Raw genomic sequence first — 21,282 nt, 5'->3', positions numbered from 1 at the left:
TTTGCTTGCCTGGAGCGCTACAATCCGCTGTCCCTAAAAAGCTGCCTTGCAAATGCGTTGGCAAGTACTTCGTGTAGCTCGAAGACACCTTCGCATTACTGCAACGCACAAGTGGCGTCACGCAACAACCCTGCGCCACTGAACATCATTTCCTGGCAGAGCGTAGAGAATGCGAGCACCGCTCGGCCGTAGACGGTGGAATAAAGTTGGAAACTATTAGAAGCGGCCATATTCCTGTAGATCGGTGGGGGTTGGCGAGTCGAATCAAAAAAGTTAATCGTCTTTTTGCATTGACCGTCATATTTCCGACGCTTGCGGCAACGATTTACTATTCCCTAATCGCCTCGGACGTTTACGTGTCCGAGTCCAGCTTCGTCGTTCGCAGCCCCAACCAGCAAGCCCAGTCGTCGGGGCTCGTCGGACAACTCCTGCAAGGTTCCGGGCTTAGCGATTCGCAAAGCGATGCGTACGCCGTCAATGACTACATCGTATCGCGGGACGCACTATCAGCCCTAAATAACAAGAATTCGTTCGTTAGTGCCTATTCTGGCAGTAGCGGCGATATGTTCAGCCGTTTCAATCCGCTTGGCTTTTATGGCAGCAATGAGCATTTATTGCTTTACTACCAGAAGCAGATCGACGTCGAGTTCGATACCACTACCTCGATCGCGACCTTGAAAGTCAATGCGTTCACTCCGCAAGACGCGCACCGTTTCAACGAACAGCTGCTGGTGTTAGGCGAGCAACTCGTCAACCGGATGAACGAGCGCGCCCAGCAAGACATGATTCAGTATGCAGTCAATCAGGTCGCACAGGCGGAAACGCGTGTGAAGGCGGCTGCGGAGGCGCTGTCGGTATATAGAAACAAGCAGTCGATTTTCGATCCAGACAAGCAATCCGCACTTCAATTGCAGCAGGTTGGCGAATTGAAGAGCGAACTGATAACAAGCAAAACGCAACTCGCGGAGCTAAAGTCTCTTGCGCCGAACAACCCGCAGGTGAAAGCCCTGACGACCAGAATCGCCGCGCTGCAAACCGAGATCGATAGCGCGGTCAATGGCGTGGCTGGCGGATCGGGTTCGCTGGCGAACAAGGCGCCGGCTTATCAACGTCTTTCTCTCGAACGAGACTTTGCAGACCGCCAGCTAAGCGCTACCCTGGTGTCGCTCGAGTCTGCCCGCGCGGATGCACGCAAACAACAGCTTTACCTGGAGAGAATTGCTCAGCCGAGCCTTCCTGACGAAGCGCTATTGCCACATCGTGCGCGAAATGTGCTTATTACGTTCATTCTTGGACTCGTGTCGTGGGGCACCTTGAGTCTACTGATTTCCAGCGTCCGCGAACATCGCGACTAAGCGGCTTATGCGCAAAGAAGCCTTTCCAATGCACAGATCACTGGAAATCCAGTTGCGCGTGCTGCACGCTCTGTTTATGCGTGAAATTATCACGCGCTACGGACGCCACAATCTGGGCTTCGCATGGCTCTTTGCCGAGCCTATGCTTTTCACGCTTGGCGTAACCATACTGTGGAGTCTTTTTCACGACATCGGCGCGGCTCACCATATCAGCGCCATTGCTTATACGCTGACGGGCTATTCCACAGTGCTGGTGTGGCGAAACACGATCGGACGATGCACGCTTGCGATCTTGCCGAATTCGGCGCTGCTCTTCCATCGCAACGTCAGAGTGATCGATCTGTTCCTCGCGCGGATCCTGCTAGAAATTTCCGGGTGCCACGCTATCGATGATCGTCCTGTTGTTGATCTTCATCGTGGCGGGAGCCATTCCCGTTCCTGCCAATATCCTGAGGATGATGGCAGGCTGGGGGCTACTCGTCTGGTACGCCAGCGCCATGGGTCTGCTTATCGGCGGGCTTTGCGAATACAGTGAACTGGTGGAACGACTTTGGCATCCGATCGCCTATTTTCAGTTGCCCGTCTCCGGCGCGCTTGTGATGGCAAGCTGGTTGCCGACACCGATCCGCCATATCGTCATGCTGTTTCCGGTCCCCAATTGCGTCGAACTGTTCCGTTATGGTTATTTTGGTGACGCAGTCACGCCATACTACGACGTGCCTTATACGGCGGTAGTCTGCCTGCTTCTGACATGGTTAGGGTTGTGGGTCGTGCGGGATATTTCCGGCAAAGTGGAACCGCAATGATCGAACTGAACGGAGTACAGAAACGCTACGGAACGCGTCAAGGTCAGCGGACCATTCTCGACCAGGTGAATCTGACGGTCAAACGGGGCGACAAACTCGGCATTCTCGGCAAGAATGGGTCAGGCAAGTCCACGTTGATCCGACTGATCAGCGGCTCGGAACAACCCAGTGCCGGCGACATCAAGCGAAGCATGAGCGTGTCATGGCCGCTGGCGTTCGCCGGCGGGTTTCAAGGCAGCCTGACTGGACTGGACAACCTGCGTTTTGTTTGTCGTGTATATGGCGTACCGCCTGAACGAGCCATACCGTTCGTGGAGGAATTCTCGGAGCTCGGCATTTACTTGCGCGAACCGGTCAAGAAATACTCAAGTGGTATGCGTGCCCGCCTGGCTTTTGCCATCTCGATGGCGATCGAATTCGACTGCTTTCTGATTGACGAAGTGATCGCCGTGGGCGACGCCCGGTTTCATGCTAAATGTAATTTTGAGTTGTTCCAGAAAAGAAAGGACCGGGCGATGATTCTGGTATCACATGACCCGCGCATCGTCCGGGAGCATTGTGATCGTGCCTGTGTAATTCACAACGGCAAACTCCTGGACTTTAGCGAAGTCGACTCGGCATTCGCCTACTACGAAACTTACTGTTAGCCCATACACAGGGAAACCAATGGAACATCATACCGGTGACCTTTCCGCCACGTCGGTCGCTGCACTATTTCAGTTCGACGGTCAACATTTTATCCGGCGCTGTTACATGACCCTGCTGGGCAGGGACATTGACGCGGACGGGATGAAATACTATTCGACCGAGCTCGGTAGAAGAAAGAGCCGTGCAGCGATCCTGCACAGCATTTTAGGATCCAGCGAGTTTCGCAAACGGCACAAGCACCGCTCGTTGGCCACGTCCTATCGGATCCTTTTCACGCTTTCGCGACTTCCCGCGATTGGCGGGCTCTTTGACACAGTAAGAAAAAAGCGCTTCGAATCCGTCAGCGTTAGTGCAAGTACCGTTCTGTTGTTGGGTGAGATTACGAAATTGCGGGAAGAGGTACACGCAGTTCGTACGACGATGGCAGGACTTAGTCAACAGGTCGTCGCGTTGCAGTCCGGCAAGGTGGCAACGCCGACCGTACAGGCGCAACAGGCCGACCTGCTTCGCATCGAAGGGAACCAGGCGGTCGCGGCCGAGATCCTGGCCAAGCGTATTGAAGAAAAGCTGAGACAAATAACGCAAGCGAAGTAACGATGAAAACGCAGCCACACACAATCGAAAAAGTCGCGGAGAATCTGCTTCGTTTCGTTGAACGTAATTCCGAAACGCCGTTTTTCACGTCGAACTGGTCGGCGACCGCGCGTCACGCACTGTGCGAGCTCCTCAGCGACAAGTTCGGCGCCGACAAATACAACATCGCTGAGATAATCGGTGCGGACGAAGCCATCGAAATTCTGTACGTCTGGCTTCTAACCCGCCGCGTCGACACGGGCACACGAAACAGTTTTATCTCCAATTCTGCTCCCGCACTGCGCAAGTTCAATGCGTTGGTGCAGTCGATTCACGCATCTGAGGAATATACCCAGAATGGGCGCTCGACGGCGTCCCTGAAATTCAAGAGCCAGTCGGCATCGCCTGTGTTGTATGTCGATGTCACGAACACCATCAAGACTGGTGCGAGAACAGGAATTCAGCGAGTGGTTCGGGAAATCGCCATAAGGCTTCGCGCGAGCAACGTCCAACTCGTCACCTATCAACGCGCTCTCAAAGGGTTCGTCACCGTCGCGATGAACGACGGAGATTTCGTTTCGTCAAACTCTGAACTCGTCACCTTCGCAAAAGGTGATATTTATTTTGATATCGATGCGTCATGGGGCGACGGAATCTCCAAGTGGGCGCTTTATCGTGACCTGAAGACCAACGGTGTACGCATCGTCAACATGCATTACGATGCCGTTCCGATTCTGTCGCCGCAAAATTCGCATCCGACCACGGTCATCCGCTACGTCGAACATTTTTTCGCAGCGCTGAGCTTTTCCGATCTGTTCGTTTGTATTTCCGAGGCTGTCCGGGACGACGCGTTGAAGATTGCGAGCGAGATCCGGTCTCGCTGCCCGCAAATGGTCACCATCCCAATGGGTGGCAATTTCTCCCACGCCGTAGGTGGCGAAGTCGTTCTCGAAGACGAGGTCGCTCAGTTTCTCACCAAACGCCCGTATGTGCTGTGCGTCGGTACGGTTGAGCCGAGAAAAAATTATCCGTTTTTTATCGACAATATCGAGTACTTCCGGTCGATCGGTCTGAATGTTCTCATCGTTGGCAAGAAAGGCTGGGAAGATAAAAAGCTGATCAAGAAGATTCAGGCGCTGTCGGATGAAGGTGACACGCTCAAATGGCTTCACAACGTGGACGATGCTGCATTGCAGTACTTCTACGAGAACTCCTTCGCGTACGCTACGTCCTCATGGTACGAAGGCTATGGCCTTCCCGTGCTGGAAGCGCTCGCAAAGAATTGCGTCGTGATTTCCAGCGACCGTGGCGCGCTGGTGGAAGCGGGTCAAGGGCTGAGTCTGCTTTTCAATCCGCGTGACTTCAATTCGTTCTCGAGTGCGCTCGAGAAGATCGTCAATGATCCGGTCTTCTATGCTGCAACGAAGGAAAACGCCGCTCGGGTTTCCTTGCCCTCGTGGGAAGACACGGCTCAGGTGCTGATGAATCATATCCGCGTACTGACTGACGGCCTGCGGGCTTCCTCGATTCCGCATAGCCTTCAGTTGGTGTACATCTCCACGCACCCGGAAAACCTGAAGAAATCGCTGGAAAGCTTCATTCGCCATTCGAAAGTCGACGATGTAGTCGTACTGACACGCGGGACTCAGCGCGCACAATACGCCGAACTCCTTGGAAACTACCCAGTCAAGGCAACAGTTCTTTGCGACGAGGAAGTACTCGCGGCGGAATCCGTCGACGTTTTGGATCATCAGGAGCGAAATTTCCTACTGCGGGAATGCCTTTACAAGCGCCCGGAAATCAACGATAAATTTGTCGCTCTCGACGACGATTGCATCGTCATCGAGAAGCTCCCCGCTGATCACTTCGTTCGCAATTCGAGATATGTCGGTAAGTATTTCTATCCCGACATGACTCAATGGCGGGCCAGCCCGTTCGGCGATTCAAGCTACGATCGTGGTCAATGGTATACGGCGACGGTGCTGGAAGAGTACGGCTATCCGCGGCTCGCCTACTCCAGCCATCAGGCACAAGTGATTGACAAGCAACTCTTCTCCGAGGTTGTCTCCGAGTTCCGTCACGTGCACCCTCACTGTTTTGACGAATGGTCTATCTACTTCAATGTTGTTGCTCATCGATATTCGAATCTCGTCGCCAGCGAAAAGTGCACCACCCTCTTCTGGCCCATGAGTTATTCGTCATGGACCCCCGAATGGTTTAGCGACACTGTATATTTCGAAAACTACTACGACAGTAACTATCAGCCCGGCGGCGCTGCTTACGAGGCGGGTGTCGATTTCGACACGCCACCCAAGCTGAAAAAAATCGTCTGCAGGGAAGCATACGGACAATACAGTTCGCAGCGCATGGTTTCGAAGCTACTGAAGGACGCAATTTTCACCGGAAGCACTTATAACTCGTACGCGGCTAACGTGTTCGGAATCACGGAGTCCGCGGCGTTTGGCACGCCCGGCCTTTGGTGCCGACTCGACACATCCTGTCAGCATGAAATGAAGGACGTGGTGTATGAAATCCGTGACCGCAATGGCAACCTGGTGGTTAACGGAATGAACCATCCTCAATTGGTCAGCCGAAAGACCGGAATAATGGTCAAGCTGCCCGCTGCGGTAGGGTCCTATATTTTGACCATCACCAACAAGTCGCTTGTCAGGAACAGTCCGGAGCACCGGATGCCTGTGATCACGGTAGCGATCTAAACGCAAGCGGTGACGTCATACGACGTTCAATAATGTTTAGGAAGAGTTGCAGCATGAAAAAAGCGGTCGTTACTGGGATCACCGGGCAAGATGGTGCTTACCTCTCTCAACTGTTGCTCGAAAAAGGCTATGAGGTATACGGCACCTATCGGCGCACCAGTTCAGTCAATTTTTGGCGGCTGGAGGAACTTGGGGTGCTGAATCATCCCAATCTTCACCTGACCGAATACGATCTTACCGATCTCAGCGCGAATATTCGTTTGCTGCAGAACACGCAAGCGACGGAGGTATACAATCTCGCCGCCCAAAGCTTCGTGGGCGTGTCATTCGATCAACCGGTTGCAACTGCCGAAATCACTGGGATCGGTGCTCTTAACCTGCTAGAGGCGATTCGCATCGTCAATAAGGACATCCGCTTTTACCAGGCCAGCACATCTGAAATGTTTGGCAAGGTGCAGTCGATTCCGCAAACTGAAGATACGCCGTTTTACCCTCGCAGCCCGTACGGTGTGGCAAAACTCTACGCCCACTGGATCACGGTGAACTATCGAGAAAGCTACGACATTTTCGGCAGTAGTGGCATTCTTTTTAATCACGAATCACCGCTTCGCGGCAGAGAGTTCGTGACGCGCAAGATTACCGATAGCATGGCCAAAATCCATTTGGGCAAGCAGGACCGGTTGCAGTTAGGCAATCTCGATGCCAAGCGGGACTGGGGTTTTGCGAAAGAGTACGTCGAAGGTATGTGGCTGATGTTGCAGGCCGCTGAACCGGACACGTATGTGCTCGCAACAAATCGGACGGAAACGGTACGTGACTTCGTGACCATGGCAGGGAAGGCCGTTGGCTTTGACATCATCTGGGAAGGTACTGGCGTGGACGAGCGTGGGTTTGATCCAGCAACGGGCAAACAACTCGTTGAAGTCAACCCGAAGTTTTACCGTCCGGCAGAAGTCGAGTTGTTGATCGGCGATCCAGCCAAGGCGCAAGCAAAGCTCGGCTGGCAGCCGCGTACGACGCTTGAAGAACTGTGCGCGATGATGGTGGAGCAGGATATCAGGCGCAACAAGCTTGGTTTTTCGTTCTGATCTGCCAGGATGCGGACGAACATCAACTCCTCTTTGCGGTGGTTGGCCGCCTGCATGCGGGCAGGCGCTAATTGAGGACCATTCTGGAAGTGGACGCGATTCGGCCGCCCCTCACGGGGATCGGTCGATACGCGTGGGAATTGGTCAGACATTTTCAGACAACTGAAAAGCTGCAGGCGGCCCGCTATTTTGCAAACGGCCATTGGATCGATGATCCGAGAAAGCTGCTGCTCGCTCAGCCACAAAGTCGCCGACCAGTTGTCTCGGCCAGCCGGTGGCTGGGGCGACTGAAGCTGACTTTGCGGTTACGCTCTTATCTTTTTCATTCACCGAACTACTTTCTACCACCGCAAGTGAACAGTGGAATCGTGACCGTCCACGATCTTTCCGTATTTAAATATCCGGAAACACATCCGCTTGAAAGGATAAGACTGTTCGAACGATCATTCACCTCCACGCTGTCAAGGTGCCGCCATATCATCACGGATTCCGAGAGCACGCGTCATGAAGTGGCGGATTATTTCAATTGGCCGCTAGAACGTATCACTGCGATTCCTTTAGGTGTCGGCGCTGACTTCCACCCTCGATCTACTTCAACGCTCGCCCCACAGCTGTCCTCGCTTGGTCTTACTCCAGGAAGCTACGCGTTATGCGTTTCAACTCTCGAGCCGCGCAAGCGTATTACAAATCTTATTGATGCGTACCGGCGCATACCCGCTACGATTCGTACCAGATATCCGCTCATTCTTGCAGGCAGCAGTGGCTGGTTGAACGACCAGCTGCTTGAACAGATACGGGCCGCCGAATGTGAAGGATGGCTTCGCTACCTCGGCTATGTAGACGAAAACGTACTGCCCTCTCTTTACGCTGGTGCGCGGGCGTTTTTCTTTCCCTCGATTTACGAAGGATTTGGACTACCAGTTCTTGAAAGCCTCGCGAGCGGCGTTCCAGCCTTGGCATCGGATCGCACCCCGATTCGCAACATTGTCGAAGGTGCGACGTTTTTGACTGATCCCGATGATGTCGATGCGTTAGTGACGAGCATCACGGAGGTCCTGAGCAACGAGTCGTGGCGCTCGGCAGCAATTTCACGGGGTATCGAAATTGCGAAGCGGCACAGTTGGACGAACTGCGCCGACCGTACGATTGAGCTGTATCAGCGAATCGGGGTCTGACAAAACGGACCCGGTTGGCGCCGGGCCCATCCCTGCCTTAGATCTCCAGAACTTCGACGTGCGCGTGTTCGGTCCATTGGTCGCCGACCAGCGATTTCCACCAGTCGCTACCGTCGCGCTGAAATCCTCCACGCTCGAAGAGATCGCGGCACAAATAGTTCGCTTCAGTCTCGATCACGCGGGCCCGTGCCGATTCGAGTCCACCGCGCGCCATGCGGCGAGTAATCTCGGTCAGCGCCGCGAGCTCGACATCCAGCCCCAGCACGCGGCAACTCATGGCCCATTGGAAAACACAGTCTTCCTTGACGACGACGACGCCAACGAGTCCATAATTCGAATAGACGTCCTCGACCTCAAAGGTAAAGAACGAACCACGGCCACGGAACAGGGACACTGTTGCGTCGTGAGTCCAACGCTCGCCCGTCGTGTTGAATTGATTGGTTTTGTTTATGAGCTCGAACGCGCGGCCAAACTTCGGATCACTCACGTCGGTGATCTCGGCAAATTTCAGCTTGATCTTCAGGGACGCAAGGAAGTCTTCACGTGAAAGCTGCTTTCTGTCCGATTCACGGCGAACCTGAGCCTGAATCATTTCCGTTCTACGGCTAGATTCGTCCGTAATTCTCGCAACCTGCGTCTCCGGCGCCCACATCAGGACACGTCGCGTGATATATGGATTTGCTCCCAACACACGAATGCCAGGATACGCGCGCTCGACGGACGCCCGTTCGACCGGATTGTCGTCCACAAACAGTACATTCTTCGGCAATACATTGACTTCGCGAAGAATTTCCTCGATGTTTTCGACCTTGGCGCGCCAGTTGATCTTACGAACCGAAAAGTCGTTCAGAGAAATACGCCCATCAGTCATCTCATTCCACAGCTGATCGATGCGTTCTTCGCTGTTCTTGCTTGCAATAGCAAGCAGTACGCCCCTGTTTTTCAGGCACTTCAGCGCCTCCATCACACCGACGGGCCAGCCCTCGCGGACCTTGTCACCGAAGGTGTCGAGCGCGCCTTCAGCGGCAATGCCTCGCCACAACGTATCGTCGAGATCCATAATCACGAGTTTGACGGATTCGGCCTGATGCACCGTGCGATACATTGCTAGCGCTTCTTCCCATACCGCAGTAATAAACTCGAACGGCCGCATCTCATAGACCGTGGAAGCCTTCGGAACGGTTTCGATACGCGCCTGGTCATGCTGAAAATCGAAATCGCTCGACAATCCGTGATGGACTGCCGTGGTCATCTGGTCGTCCTGGAAATATTTTTTCCCATAGATCGACGCGGTTTGATTGATATCCAGTATGTAGCTGTTCGTGTACTTCTGCAATTCCTCATACAGCCGGATATTGAGCTGTTCCACGAAGTAAACGAGATTGCGCAGATCGTACCGTGGCATCAGCCGACCAAGGGGATTTTGCTGCGGTGTCAGAAAATTGCATACGAACGTAAGCATGCCGTGCTCCACGTTCCAGCGCATATTTTCTCGCAACATGCCGATCATCCGATCACATGTGGCCTCGAACAGCTTTTCATAGTCGTCAGGACTACGGTACTCCAGCGCGAAATATCGCTGCTCCGGAAGCACAAAACGCAGTCCCAATTGAATCACCTGAAACCCATATTCCGACGGCGCAGCAGGTGGGCGCTCCGGGAGGCGTGCCATCCCGTTCACCTGCAAATAGTCAACTGCGGTGTAGCGAGAGAACACCGATTGCCATTTTTCAACGAGACACGATCCGAGCAATGCGACACGCTTTGGCATCACCGTGGTTTCAGACAAGACCGCCGGTGCGTGATACGAATCGGCCCCGGATTTAACCGCATGGATATATTCTTGCTTTTCGCGGTTCCCGCGTTCACTCGACTTGAAAAAGCCAGCTACCGCTTCATGCGGACGCATTGATCCTGACTCGAGGGCAGACACCCATGTGTCGAAGCTAGCGCGGTCGGGTTTGCGACCGAGGACGTAGTTATACAGAGAATGGACAAATTCCTCGGTTTGTGTGTTCACTTGAATGTCGGACATGGATTTATATTGTCTCGTCAGCTTTGCTTGTCGTTACGTATCATGCCCAGGGCACCTGTATTTCGTCAAAGCACAATGAACGAAATCGGGTATCGAACGGGCACACGAATGTTTAAAAATTAACATCCAGTAAGCAGTTGCGCAATTGCGCCGCACTTTGCCGCCAGGATTGCAATGGTATCCGGCCGCTATTTGGCGCGGTTCCCTCTGTCAGCGCGCTGAACCAAGTACGCAATATCGCCGCCATCTGCCCGGCGTCATCTGCTGAAAAGTAGGTAACATGGCCCTGTGCCACCTCGCGAAAGACCGGGAGATCGCGAGCCAATACAGGCATTCCATGGATTGCCGCTTCGACAAGCGGCAAACCGAAGCCTTCGCCATAGGAAGCCATGAGCAGACCGTCGGCACACTTATAATGACTGGTTAACGTCACATCATTCGCTGACTTGAGCCAGATGATTCTCTGACCCGATTCAGGATGGCAATCCAGTCGCTTCATCAACTCATCGACATGCCACCCGGGCTTACCGACTATGACGAGACGGGCTTCGTTACCGGCGCGCCAGAGCAGCTCAAATGCATCGAGCACTTGTTCATGCCCTTTGCGCGGTTCGACGGTGCCCACCATCAGAACAGTGGGGAACCGGCATGTGGATGGCAGCGCCACACAAGCTGGTAGCGAACCCGCGTCGTCGTTCCCGCGCAGATCCGCACCAAGATGAAACCAGCCGGTCCGGATTTCCGAGTCGGTCAAACGATACTTCTTGCGCAACCAGAGTTCCAAATCGCATTTCACTGAAGCGGATATGCAGAGAAGATGATCCGCATGCATCGCCAGTGTCGTCAGCCACGACTTATAGGCTTTTGCTCCGGGACGCGTAAACCAATCTGGCCGAAGCGCAGGCAGGAGGTCGTACACGATAAACATGGATTTAACGCCGCGTGCTCTCCATCGGAGCAATTCCGTCTGTCGTCGAGGGAGAATCCGGCTGCTGAAGTCCAGCCCAAGAAAAATGTCACCGGCGTTCACCGAGATATTCAATCCGAGGTCACTTTCCTGAATTGCTTCGCCTGAGACCCTTGTGCAGTATTCGTCCGCGTATCGGTATCCACTGCGACGTGTTGCGCACACGGGGCGGATATTGAACCCGGTCGGCGGTTCAGCTAGCAATTCCTGAAACAGCGCGCGGACGACGCGCTGTATTCCCGTGCCGGCGTCATTTCGACAGATGATGGATACATCCACCAGCAATTGCTTCATTCGCCCCTCGCGCCCGCTTTCTTCATAATGAAGACGCCGGCTGAATCCCCGTGTCAACTTGATCAGCCTGCGGGGCCACAGCGGCGCGGCATGCGCCAGCATAGAAGCGAAAAGAAGCAGACAGCGGCGACCCAGACGTGTCGAGCGTCGTCTACTGTCTGGCAACTTTCTGCTCATAGCCTCGGCACGCATCAGTAATCAGTACGCGCGAATCAGCCCCGTTACCGGATATACCGCGGAGAACACCAAGTTCAGGAATTTCTGCAGTTCGGCCACAGGTCCGTTGGAGATATAGACCAGGTCTTTATTGTTCATCGGGAACGACTGGGCGACGAAAAAGCTCGCCGGGTCTTTCAGGTCCAGTCGGTACACCACGGGCACTTTGCCGTCCACCGTTGTCTGCACAGGCTGATGAGGCCAAGGCAATGCGTCTTTCGGCTCAAAACGGAAAATGAATACTCCCTTTGGGTCGGAACGGGCGTCGCTTAGTCCGCCGCTGCGCGCAAGCGCTTGAGCCAACGTAATGCCCTGAGCTTCGAAATTAATTTCGTCGTTCTTGCCCGTCGCGCCCAATACCGTGAAGCTCAAAGGCTGAAACAGTGCTGTAATCACATCACCCGCATGCAGGGTTACGTTTTGTCGCGGATCGCGGATGATGGTCTGCAACGGCAACGATTCGACCTCGCCGCCACGAGTTACCTGAATGGTGGTCTTATCGACCGGCTGTCGGGCGCCTCCGGCACTGGCCAGCGCATCGAGCAACCGCTCGCCGCCTGCCGTCAATTCCATGCGAGTGCTTTTCGTCACATCGCCGACAACGGTGACGTACGATGTGGCGTTCTTTACCAACCGGATCATTACCTGTGGCTGGTTGGCTTTGCCAGTAAGTCGCGCTTCGATTCCCTGCGACAACTCGTTCGCAGATTTGCCTGCTGCCTTGATACGCCCAGCGAATGGCACCGCGATCGTGCCATCGCTATCGATGATTTGTGCGGGCAATACTGTCGCTCTCGCTCCGCCGCCACTGCTCGATGAGTCCGACGAGGAAGACGAAAATGCGCCAAACAGTGTGGCCGGCGGCGCCTCCCATATGGACACCTCGAGCGTATCCCCCGGCCCGAACTGCTGACGGGCCAGCGGCCCTTGGCCTAATGCGTCGGCGAAATCCGTGGTCTTTCTCTCTGCAACCAATCTTCGCGCAACATCGGCGTTGATATCCACGATCTGAATCCCTGCTGGGTTTTCATTTTCGCCGGCCTTCATCACTTGTGCGGCCGTCGGACCGGAAGAAGGAACCAAGCTACATGAACTCAACGCGAGCGTGGAAAAAAACAACACTAATCTAGTTATTCGACGAGAATTCATGTATCAAACCGGCGGTTTTTGGGACAATTGCGGAATTCGGAATTTATTACGAGTCACAGAGGTCTGCGCTAAGCGGTCGGAGCGGATTTTGTCACAAACACGTTTTTGTCGTGCGGAAAAATTGTCGGTAACTCTGCTGGATGTCTCGCGCCTCGTGGACAGGCTAATCAATCGCCAATTACCCACTGGGGTAGATCGAGTCGGCCTCGAATATGTCCGGCATTACGGCGGGCGTGCGCGCGCCGTACTAAGCGAGCGTGGGTTCAGTTCGGTGCTGTCGCAGCAGAACTCGGCCCGAGTCTTCGACATTCTTCTCCAGCAGGATTTCGCCGCTAAATTTGCAGCGCAGAAACTTATCGTAAATGCCGCCTGCCGAATGTTGCGCCGTCACAACTTTCCCGGCGGAATATTGCTTCATACGAGCCACTCTGGTATTGAGCGCTCACGATACCTGCGGACTATGCGCCAGCGCGGCATTCAGCCAGTTATTCTGGTTCATGACCTTATTCCGCTGACTCACGCTGAATACTGCCGTCCATTGGTGGATCGTGCTCATCAGCAGCGGATTCACGCGACGTTGACCTACGCGCGCGGAGTCATCACAAATTCGCAGGCCACACTCGATTCCTTACAGGGAGCAGCACGCTCGGCAAACCTGCCGCTGCCTGGCAGCGTCGTCGCCCACCTCGCCTCCGGCGTGACTCCACGCCCCCTCACACCACGCCCGTTGCCCGAACCCTACTTCGTGATGCTCGGCACCATCGAGCCGCGCAAAAACCACTGGCTCATCCTGCACGTCTGGCGCCGCCTGGTCGAACAACTCGGCGCATCGGCACCGAAGCTCGTGGTAATCGGCCGACGTGGCTGGGAATGCGAAAACGTCATTGACATGCTGGAGCGCTGCCAGAGCCTGAAAGGCGTCGTGCTGGAGGAAGCCCACTGCTCCGACGAGCAGCTCCACGCCTACCTTCAACACGCGCAGGCGCTGCTATTCCCTTCCTTCGTCGAAGGCTACGGAATGCCACTCGCCGAAGCGCTTGCGCTGAAAGTACCGGTGCTCGCGAGCGATCTCGACGTCTTTCACGAAATCGCCGACGACATTCCGGACTATCTCGATCCACTCGACGGTCCCGGCTGGCTCGCCCGCATTCAGGACTACGCGCGGCCGGATAGCCCCGAACGCGCCGCACAGTCGACCCGTATCGAACGTTTTCGGGAACCGACCTGGGCCGAGCACTTCGGACGCGTCGACCGCTTTCTGGAAACGCTGCGCTAAATGAAGCAACGCATCGTCGCAACGGAAGCGACGCGAGCGCGCGTCGCAATTGATCTGCGCGCGATTACGCGCGGTTCGCGTCTGTGGACCGCCCTGCGCCGACCACGTGTCGAACCGCGGTGGATTCACCGCTGGCATGGACGAGTCGCGTTACGTGTCGCCCGTCTATTCAACGACCGAATCGTCTCCGCGTGGCCTGGGCCGATCTGGACGCGCGGACCGGCGGGCACGCCGTTGGTGTCATGGGTTTCGATGTCAGTCGAAAATGCCGGTGCCGAAGCCTTGGCCAATGCGCTCGATGCAGCGCTTAGGGCCGCGCTCCCGGAAGCGCAAAGTGACCAGACCCCCGCAGAATTGCGCCGGCTGATGCGGCGATTCGTGCGCAGTCATGCGTCGGCAACACGTCGTGTGCAATCCTGCTGCCCGGCAGCGCTGCTCGAGCCTAAAAGTACCGAACGCGTATTGGTCATCGACGAACGCGCAAGATCGTATGGATTCGGCGCCACCGCAACGCGCCATTCTCGCGACGCATTCGCGCGCATGCTACTGGCCGCACGAATCGCCCACCCACGCGCGGAATTCTGGATCGCCCGGTCGGACGACCCCGGGCGCGGAACTTGGCTTTCCGAATTCGCACGAGCGCTGCTGCCGCCCGGCACCCGGCATCTCGACGAACATGAATCGGTGTGCGCCGCGCTGCCTCACGTCGACCGGATCTACACACTGAGTGCGTCGGAAGGGATGCACGCTTTGCTGGTCGGCACGCCTGTCCATGTCTTCGGCGCGCCGTATTACGCGGGCTGGGGCCTGACGCACGACGACTTGCCATTGCCGAACCGCACCGCGCGCCCTACGCTCGAAACGCTGTTCGACGTCATATTCGTGCGCTTAACGAACTATTTGAATCCCGCCACGCATGCGCCCGGTACGCTCGCCGATCTTCTCGACGGCATCGAACTACAGCACGCAGTCCAGCAACGCTTCGCAGATCTGCGCAACGTCGCGGCATTACGTTTCCAATGGTGGAAGCGCCCCTTCGCGACGCCGTACATCACGGCGGGAAATTCGGCGTTACGCTGGACCGCCGAGCCGCAATCGATCCAAATCCACGAATGCGCGGTACTGTGGGGCGCGCGCAGCGCAGACGGCCTCGCGCCGGAAATTCATCGCGTCCGAATCGAAGACGGCTTCTTCCACTCGACAGGTCTCGGCTCCGACATGATCGCGCCGCGCAGTCAGGTGATCGATCGCCGCGGACTGTACTTCGATGCGAGTCAGCCGAGCGATCTGAGCGTGCTGCTCAACGAGACCGAGTTCAGCGACACCGAGTTGGCGCGCGCCGCGGCACTTCGCAACAAGGTCGTGCAACTCGGCGTCACTAAGTACAACCTCGGCCGCCGGCGCCCTGCATGGACCGCAACGTCAGGCAAGCAAATCGTGCTGGTCCCCGGCCAGGTCGCCGACGATGCATCGATCCGCCTCGGCACGCGCGCAATCGGCACCGCCGATGCGCTGCTGCGCGAAGTCCGCCGCCTGCGGCCCGACGCATTCGTCGTCTACAAACCGCATCCCGACGTACTATCAGGCAATCGCAATGGTCTGATCGACGCGCAGCAACTCGCCGACGTCGTCGATACCGAAGCGGACCTGCTGTCGCTCGTCGATGCGGCGGATGAAGTTCACACGCTATCGTCGCTCGCGGGCTTCGACGCGCTGTTGCGCGGCAAAGCGGTGTTCACCTACGGGTTGCCGTTCTACGCAGGCTGGGGACTCACCCACGACGCGCTCGCGCCGCTGCCGTGGCGTCATCGCACATTGACGCTCGACATGCTGTGTGCGGGCGTGCTGCTGCGCTATCCACTGTACTTCGATTGGAAAACGTGTCTCTTCACGACCCCGGAAGCCGTGGTCGAACAACTCGCACCACAAGCCGCACGGCCGCTCGAAAAAGTACGCGGCAACCGGATGCGGCCGCTTCTCAAAGCTTTTCGCTGGAGCCGCAATGCAATTCGCCACGCCATATGGCGCCTTCAGCAAAAGCGCGCGCCACGAGCATAGTAAAAAACAAACCGTCCAGACAATCGGGATAGGGGCGGTCAGTTAGCCTGACCGATCCCCTCCCACACCACCCGGCATGCGGGTCCGCACCGGGCGGTTCGAGCAGTTGAGGTCATGAGAGGCGGGGTACGCCAAGACGGTCGAAGTAAGCAACTGGCATGGCCCGGTTCAGCAACAGGTAGCTGTTGTGCCACCAGCGACGGCTGTTCGCCGCCACCAGCCTGGCCTCTGATTCCGAAGCACCCAGCGCTCGCAACTCCCGATACATTGTCTTGCCCCGGCGCCAGTGCTTGAGCTGCAGCGCACGCAGACGGTGCCTGATCCATTCGTCGAGTTCACGGAACACCCGCGGCGTCTGGGCCAGATTAAAGTACGCCTTCCAGCCCAGCATATACGCCCGCATTCGCTCCGCCACCTCCGGCAGGCTGCGCCCGCACGAACGGCGTGTCAGTTCCCGGATGCGTTGTTTGAAGTTCGCCAAGGCCTTGCCAGCTACCGCGCATTTCACCTGCCGGCCTTTCCCGTGCCACAGCGTGTAGCCCAGGAACTTGCGCCGGGATGCTGGCGCGACCGCTGTCTTGGCCTCGTTGACCTTCAGATGGAGTCGTGCATAGAGCCTGCACAGGCCCTCCAGCACCCGTTCGCCCGACCTCCGGCTGCGCACGTACACGTTGCAGTCGTCGGCGTAGCGCACGAAGCGGTGGCCACGCTTCTCTAACGCCCGATCCACCTCGTCCAGCAACACATTGGCCAGCAGCGGCGAGAGTGGCCCGCCTTGCGGCGTACCCTCGTATCGCTCGCGGAGCACGCCGCCATCCATGATTCCGGCCGCAAGGTAATGCCGGATCAGACGCAATACCGCCTTGTCGCCGATCCGCCTCGATAGGCGTTCCATCAGGATGTCGTGATTGACCCGGTCGAAGAACTTCTCCAGATCCACATCGACCACCACCCGATAGCCGTCCTGCACATGCCGCTGTGCCATCAGCACCGCGTCACGCGCCCGACGCCCCGGCCGGAAGCCATAACTGTGTTCGGAGAACGTAGGGTCAATGATGGGTTGCAGGACTTGCAGCAGGGCTTGCTGGATCAGCCGGTCCGTCACCGTCGGTATCCCCAGTTCTCGCATCCCGCCCCCGGGCTTCGGTATCTGCACGCGCCTCACCGGCTCGGGCCGGTAGCTGCCATCCAGTAACGCTTCCCGTATCCAGGGCCAGTGCGTCTTGAGATATGCCGCCGTCTCAGCGATCGACCTCCCATCCACCCCTGCACTGCCGCGATTGGCTTTGACGCGTTTCCACGCCATCACCAGATTCGCTCTCGCGAACGCCTGCGCAAGCAGGTCGTCTCGCCCCAGGCTTCCGGCTTCATCGTGCGCCGCCCGTGCTTCATCACGCGACGCTTCCGGCGCGGCTTCACCACGCCTCCTTTCGTCGCGCTCCGCCTTCGCGGAATTCGGATGCATTGCACGTCCGAGCACCACGGCCTTCGGCCCTCCTACTCGTTCGGCCCTTCGCTGGCGGCTTTAGCCTTCCCGGCCACGCCTTCCAGCTATTACGGCCTCTGCTGACTTCTCGCTCCGGTTCAGCACCGTCGCCCTTTCAGGCATGAGGCGAGATCTCCCCAGGTAAGAACGCACTCCTTCATCGCACAACCGCCGCATCTACGCCGCATCGCCTTGGTCACAAGAGCTTCGCGGCCGTTTGCCCGCTCGCCCTGCTCAGCAGCGCCTTCTATGCAGTTCTTGTTCATCGGCTCACGATTTACGCTCCGCGCTTCCTCCCCACACCCGGTCGCCCTCGTGCAGTTGCGCTTCACTTCATTCGCTGTGACCAGCTTATGGCGGGACTTGCACCCGCAGGAGTGCGCCCATGCTGGGCGCACAAACAAAAGCCCCGCAAGATCGAAATCTTGCGGGGCTTTTTATCGAGGCCAGCGCTAAAGCGTTATCCGCTTAGCGCGACATCATATTCATGCTGACGTTATGCAACACCCACAACGTCCCGCCAACCACGATAACAGCGGTCAGCACCGTGAACGCAAACGCCGTCACATTCCAGCGCTGCGACGACGACGTGTTCATGTGCAGGAAGGACACCAGATGCACGAGGATCTGCACGAACGCCAGACCCGCGATCGCGAGCAACGCGCTCTGGCCCGTCAACGTGCCGGTCATCACGATCGCGAAGGCCGCGACGGTCAGAATGACGGAGAGCACGAAGCCCGCCGTATAGCTGCCGAAGCTGCCGTGACCGCCTTCCGAGTGTGCGCCATGGGCGCTATGACTATGGTCCATTTAGATCACGCTCGCAAGATAGACAAAGGTGAAAACGCCGATCCACACGACGTCGAGGAAGTGCCAGAAAAGGCTCAGGCACGTCAGACGGATCATGTCGCGTTCGGTCAGGTCGCGATGACGCATCACCTGCAGCGCCAGCACGACCATCCAGATCAGGCCGAAGGTCACGTGCAGGCCGTGCGTGCCGACCAGCGTGAAGAACGACGACAGGAACGCGCTGCGGCTCGGACCCGCGCCTTCGGCGATCAGGTGCGAGAACTCGCGCATTTCCAGCACGAGGAACGCGAGGCCCAGCAGGAACGTCACGCCAAGCCAGCCGAGCAGCACGCCCTTGCGGTTCTTGTGCGCGCCGAGCATCGCGAAGCCGTACGTGATACTCGAGAGCAGCAGCATCGTCGTTTCAAGTGCGACGCCCGGAATCTCGAACAGGTCCTTGCCGCTCGGACCGCCCGCGAACTGGTGGCTCATCACCGCGAACACCGCGAACAGCGCCGCGAAGATGATGCAGTCGGTCATCAGGTACAGCCAGAAACCGAACACCGAGTGCGACGGCACATGGTCCGGCGCGAGTTGCGGCTCAACCGCAATTGTCTTCTGTAACATCAGTCCACCTCCAGCGCGACCTGCTTGCCGGCGCTTGCGCCGACACCGGCCACGGCACCAGCACCGCCGTTGCGATTCTCTTCAATCAGCGCAACAGTGTCGGCAGGAATGTAATAGCCGTCGTTGTCCATGAAGCTGTAGATGATCACGGTGGCGATCGCGCCGACCGCGCCAACGATCGCAAGCCACCAGATGTGCCACACACCGGCAAAACCGAGCACCAGCGAGAACAGACCCACCAACAGACCCGCGGACGTATTCGACGGCATGTGAATGTCGCGATACGCCGGCACTTTCACACCGCCCTTGCGCGACTTCATTTCGGTGAACGCGTCGAGCGAGCGGACGTCCGGGATGTGCGCGAAGTTATAAGCCGGCGGCGGCGAACTCGTCGCCCATTCCAGCGTATGACCGTCCCACGGATCGCCCGTGAGGTCGCGGTTTTCCTTCAGGTTGCGATCGCGGATGCTGACGACCAGTTGCAGCAGTTGGCAAGCGATACCGATCGCGATCAGCACCGCGCCGAACGCGGCGGCGATCAGCCACGGATGCCAGGTCGGGTTGTCGTAGTGGTTCAGACGGCGCGTCATGCCCATGAAGCCGAGCACGTACAGCGGCGTGAACGCAACCCAGAAGCCGATCTGCCAGAACCAGAACGCGGCCTTGCCGAGCTTCTCGTTCAGCTTGAAGCCGAACGCCTTCGGGAACCAGTAGTTGAAGCCGGCCAGATAGCCGAACAGCACGCCACCGATAATTACGTTATGGAAGTGAGCGATCAGGAACAGGCTGTTGTGCAGCATGAAGTCCGCGCCCGGAATCGCCATCATCACGCCGGTCATACCGCCGATCGTGAAAGTGATGATGAAGCCGATCGTCCACAAAACCGGCGTCGTGAATTGCAGACGGCCCTTGTAGATCGTGAACAGCCAGTTGAACACTTTGACGCCAGTCGGGATCGAGATGATCATCGTCGCGATACCGAAGAACGCATTGACGTCCGCGCCGGAACCCATCGTGAAGAAGTGGTGCAACCACACGAGGAACGACAGCACCATGATCGCGCAGGTCGCCCACACCATCGTCTTGTAGCCGAACAGCGGCTTTTTAGTGAAGGTCGCGACGACTTCCGAGAAGATACCGAACGCCGGCAGGATCAGGATGTACACCTCGGGGTGACCCCATGCCCAGATCAGGTTCAGGTACAGCATCGCGTTGCCGCCGGCATCGTTCGTGAAGAAGTGCATGCCGAGGTAACGGTCCAGACCGAGCAGCGCGAGCGTGACGGTCAGGATCGGGAACGACGCCATGATCAGCACGTTGGTGCACAGCGCGGTCCACGTGAACACCGGCATCTTCATGAACGACATGCCCGGCGCGCGCATCTTCACGATGGTCACGAAGAAGTTCACCCCGGTCAGCAACGTGCCGATACCGGAGAGCTGCAAGCTCCACAGGTAGTAGTCGACGCCGACGCCGGGGCTGAACTGCAATTCGGACAGCGGCGGATAAGCGAGCCAGCCCGTCTGCGCGAATTCACCGATCACCAGCGAGATATTGATCAGGATCGCGCTGATTGCCGTCATCCAGAAGCTCAGCGAGTTGATGAACGGGAACGCGACGTCGCGTGCGCCGATCTGCAGGGGCACGATGAGGTTCATCAGACCGACCATGAACGCCATCGCCATGAAGAAGATCATGATGACGCCGTGCGCGGTGAAGATCTGGTCGTAGTGATGCGGCGGCAAAAAGCCCGGGGCCAGGTACGACAGCGCCAGTTGCATACGCATCATGATCGCGTCGGCGAAGCCGCGCAGCAGCATGATGAAGGCAATGACGATATACATGACACCGATCTTCTTGTGGTCGACCGAGGTCAACCATTCGGCCCACAAGTAGCGCCATTTGCCGAAATACGTGATTGCGCCGAGCACGGCCAGCGCAGCGAGAATCATCCCCGCGCCCGCCGTAACGATGATTGGCTCGTGATACGGGATCGCATCGAGCGTTAGTTTTCCGAACATGC

Annotated in this window: 15 protein-coding genes and 1 pseudogene; 9 read left to right on the top strand and 7 right to left on the bottom strand. The window is 57.1% G+C overall.

Annotated features, from left to right (window positions below; genetic code table 11):
* The first annotated feature begins 356 nt into the window (after positions 1-356).
* The 7 genes and pseudogenes from OKW40_RS37265 (at position 357) to OKW40_RS37235 (ending at position 8,362) form a co-directional block, all read left to right on the top strand.
* A complete protein-coding gene (locus OKW40_RS37265; RefSeq protein ID WP_429493852.1) occupies positions 357-1,355 on the top strand; it encodes a hypothetical protein in 999 nt (332 codons plus the stop codon).
* 7 nt (positions 1,356-1,362) lie between these two features.
* Positions 1,363-2,161, top strand: a pseudogene (locus OKW40_RS37260) (ABC transporter permease).
* Positions 2,158-2,808: an ABC transporter ATP-binding protein gene (locus tag OKW40_RS37255; protein ID WP_429493851.1), complete on the top strand. Its 651-nt coding sequence runs from the start codon at positions 2,158-2,160 to the stop codon at positions 2,806-2,808. The pseudogene OKW40_RS37260 and the gene OKW40_RS37255 overlap by 4 nt, the downstream one beginning before the upstream one ends.
* 19 nt (positions 2,809-2,827) lie before the next feature.
* The gene (locus tag OKW40_RS37250) at positions 2,828-3,403 is read left to right on the top strand and encodes a DUF4214 domain-containing protein (protein WP_429493850.1); all 576 of its coding nucleotides are present in this window, start codon (positions 2,828-2,830) and stop codon (positions 3,401-3,403) included.
* Between the two features lie 2 nt (positions 3,404-3,405).
* Positions 3,406-6,099, top strand: coding sequence for a glycosyltransferase family 4 protein (locus OKW40_RS37245; RefSeq protein WP_429493849.1), 2,694 nt, complete (start codon positions 3,406-3,408; stop codon positions 6,097-6,099).
* A gap of 53 nt (positions 6,100-6,152) precedes the next feature.
* The gene (gene gmd / locus OKW40_RS37240; RefSeq protein ID WP_429493848.1) at positions 6,153-7,187 is read left to right on the top strand and encodes a GDP-mannose 4,6-dehydratase; all 1,035 of its coding nucleotides are present in this window, start codon (positions 6,153-6,155) and stop codon (positions 7,185-7,187) included.
* Positions 7,188-7,258: 71 nt separating this feature from the next.
* Positions 7,259-8,362, top strand: coding sequence for a glycosyltransferase family 4 protein (locus tag OKW40_RS37235; RefSeq protein WP_429493847.1), 1,104 nt, complete (start codon positions 7,259-7,261; stop codon positions 8,360-8,362).
* A 37-nt stretch (positions 8,363-8,399) separates the two neighbouring features.
* Here the strand turns inward: OKW40_RS37235 and OKW40_RS37230 are convergent, their stop codons facing one another.
* The 3 genes from OKW40_RS37230 to OKW40_RS37220 form a co-directional block, all read right to left on the bottom strand.
* Positions 8,400-10,397, bottom strand: a complete 1,998-nt coding sequence (locus OKW40_RS37230; protein ID WP_429493846.1) for an HAD-IIIC family phosphatase — start codon at positions 10,395-10,397, stop codon at positions 8,400-8,402.
* 112 nt (positions 10,398-10,509) lie between these two features.
* Positions 10,510-11,658, bottom strand: a complete 1,149-nt coding sequence (locus OKW40_RS37225) for a glycosyltransferase family 4 protein (RefSeq protein ID WP_429493845.1) — start codon at positions 11,656-11,658, stop codon at positions 10,510-10,512.
* A 198-nt stretch (positions 11,659-11,856) separates the two neighbouring features.
* On the bottom strand, positions 11,857-13,023 hold the full coding sequence (locus OKW40_RS37220) for a polysaccharide biosynthesis/export family protein (RefSeq protein ID WP_429493844.1): 1,167 nt from the start codon (positions 13,021-13,023) through the stop codon (positions 11,857-11,859).
* 121 nt (positions 13,024-13,144) lie between these two features.
* On the opposite strand from OKW40_RS37220, the gene OKW40_RS37215 reads away from it, so the two are divergent.
* Positions 13,145-14,299, top strand: coding sequence for a glycosyltransferase family 4 protein (locus OKW40_RS37215; protein WP_429494005.1), 1,155 nt, complete (start codon positions 13,145-13,147; stop codon positions 14,297-14,299).
* On the top strand, positions 14,300-16,357 hold the full coding sequence (locus OKW40_RS37210; RefSeq protein ID WP_429493843.1) for a capsular biosynthesis protein: 2,058 nt from the start codon (positions 14,300-14,302) through the stop codon (positions 16,355-16,357).
* Positions 16,358-16,469: 112 nt separating this feature from the next.
* Here the strand turns inward: OKW40_RS37210 and ltrA are convergent, their stop codons facing one another.
* From ltrA to cyoB, 4 genes are all read right to left on the bottom strand, one after another.
* On the bottom strand, positions 16,470-17,840 hold the full coding sequence (gene ltrA / locus OKW40_RS37205) for a group II intron reverse transcriptase/maturase (RefSeq protein ID WP_429490198.1): 1,371 nt from the start codon (positions 17,838-17,840) through the stop codon (positions 16,470-16,472).
* 471 nt (positions 17,841-18,311) lie between these two features.
* Positions 18,312-18,653: a cytochrome o ubiquinol oxidase subunit IV gene (cyoD, locus tag OKW40_RS37200; RefSeq protein WP_429493842.1), complete on the bottom strand. Its 342-nt coding sequence runs from the start codon at positions 18,651-18,653 to the stop codon at positions 18,312-18,314.
* Positions 18,654-19,259: a cytochrome o ubiquinol oxidase subunit III gene (cyoC, locus tag OKW40_RS37195; protein ID WP_018425052.1), complete on the bottom strand. Its 606-nt coding sequence runs from the start codon at positions 19,257-19,259 to the stop codon at positions 18,654-18,656. It abuts the gene before it with no gap.
* The gene (gene cyoB, locus OKW40_RS37190) at positions 19,259-21,280 is read right to left on the bottom strand and encodes a cytochrome o ubiquinol oxidase subunit I (RefSeq protein WP_429493841.1); all 2,022 of its coding nucleotides are present in this window, start codon (positions 21,278-21,280) and stop codon (positions 19,259-19,261) included. Before cyoB ends, cyoC begins: the two co-directional genes overlap by 1 nt.
* Positions 21,281-21,282: the final 2 nt, after the last annotated feature.

It is taken from the genome of Paraburkholderia sp. RAU6.4a, assembly GCF_050435625.1.
GTDB lineage: Bacteria > Pseudomonadota > Gammaproteobacteria > Burkholderiales > Burkholderiaceae > Paraburkholderia > Paraburkholderia tuberum.
Note: the sequence above shows the minus strand (reverse complement) of the source record. Positions and strands in the feature narration are given on the sequence as shown.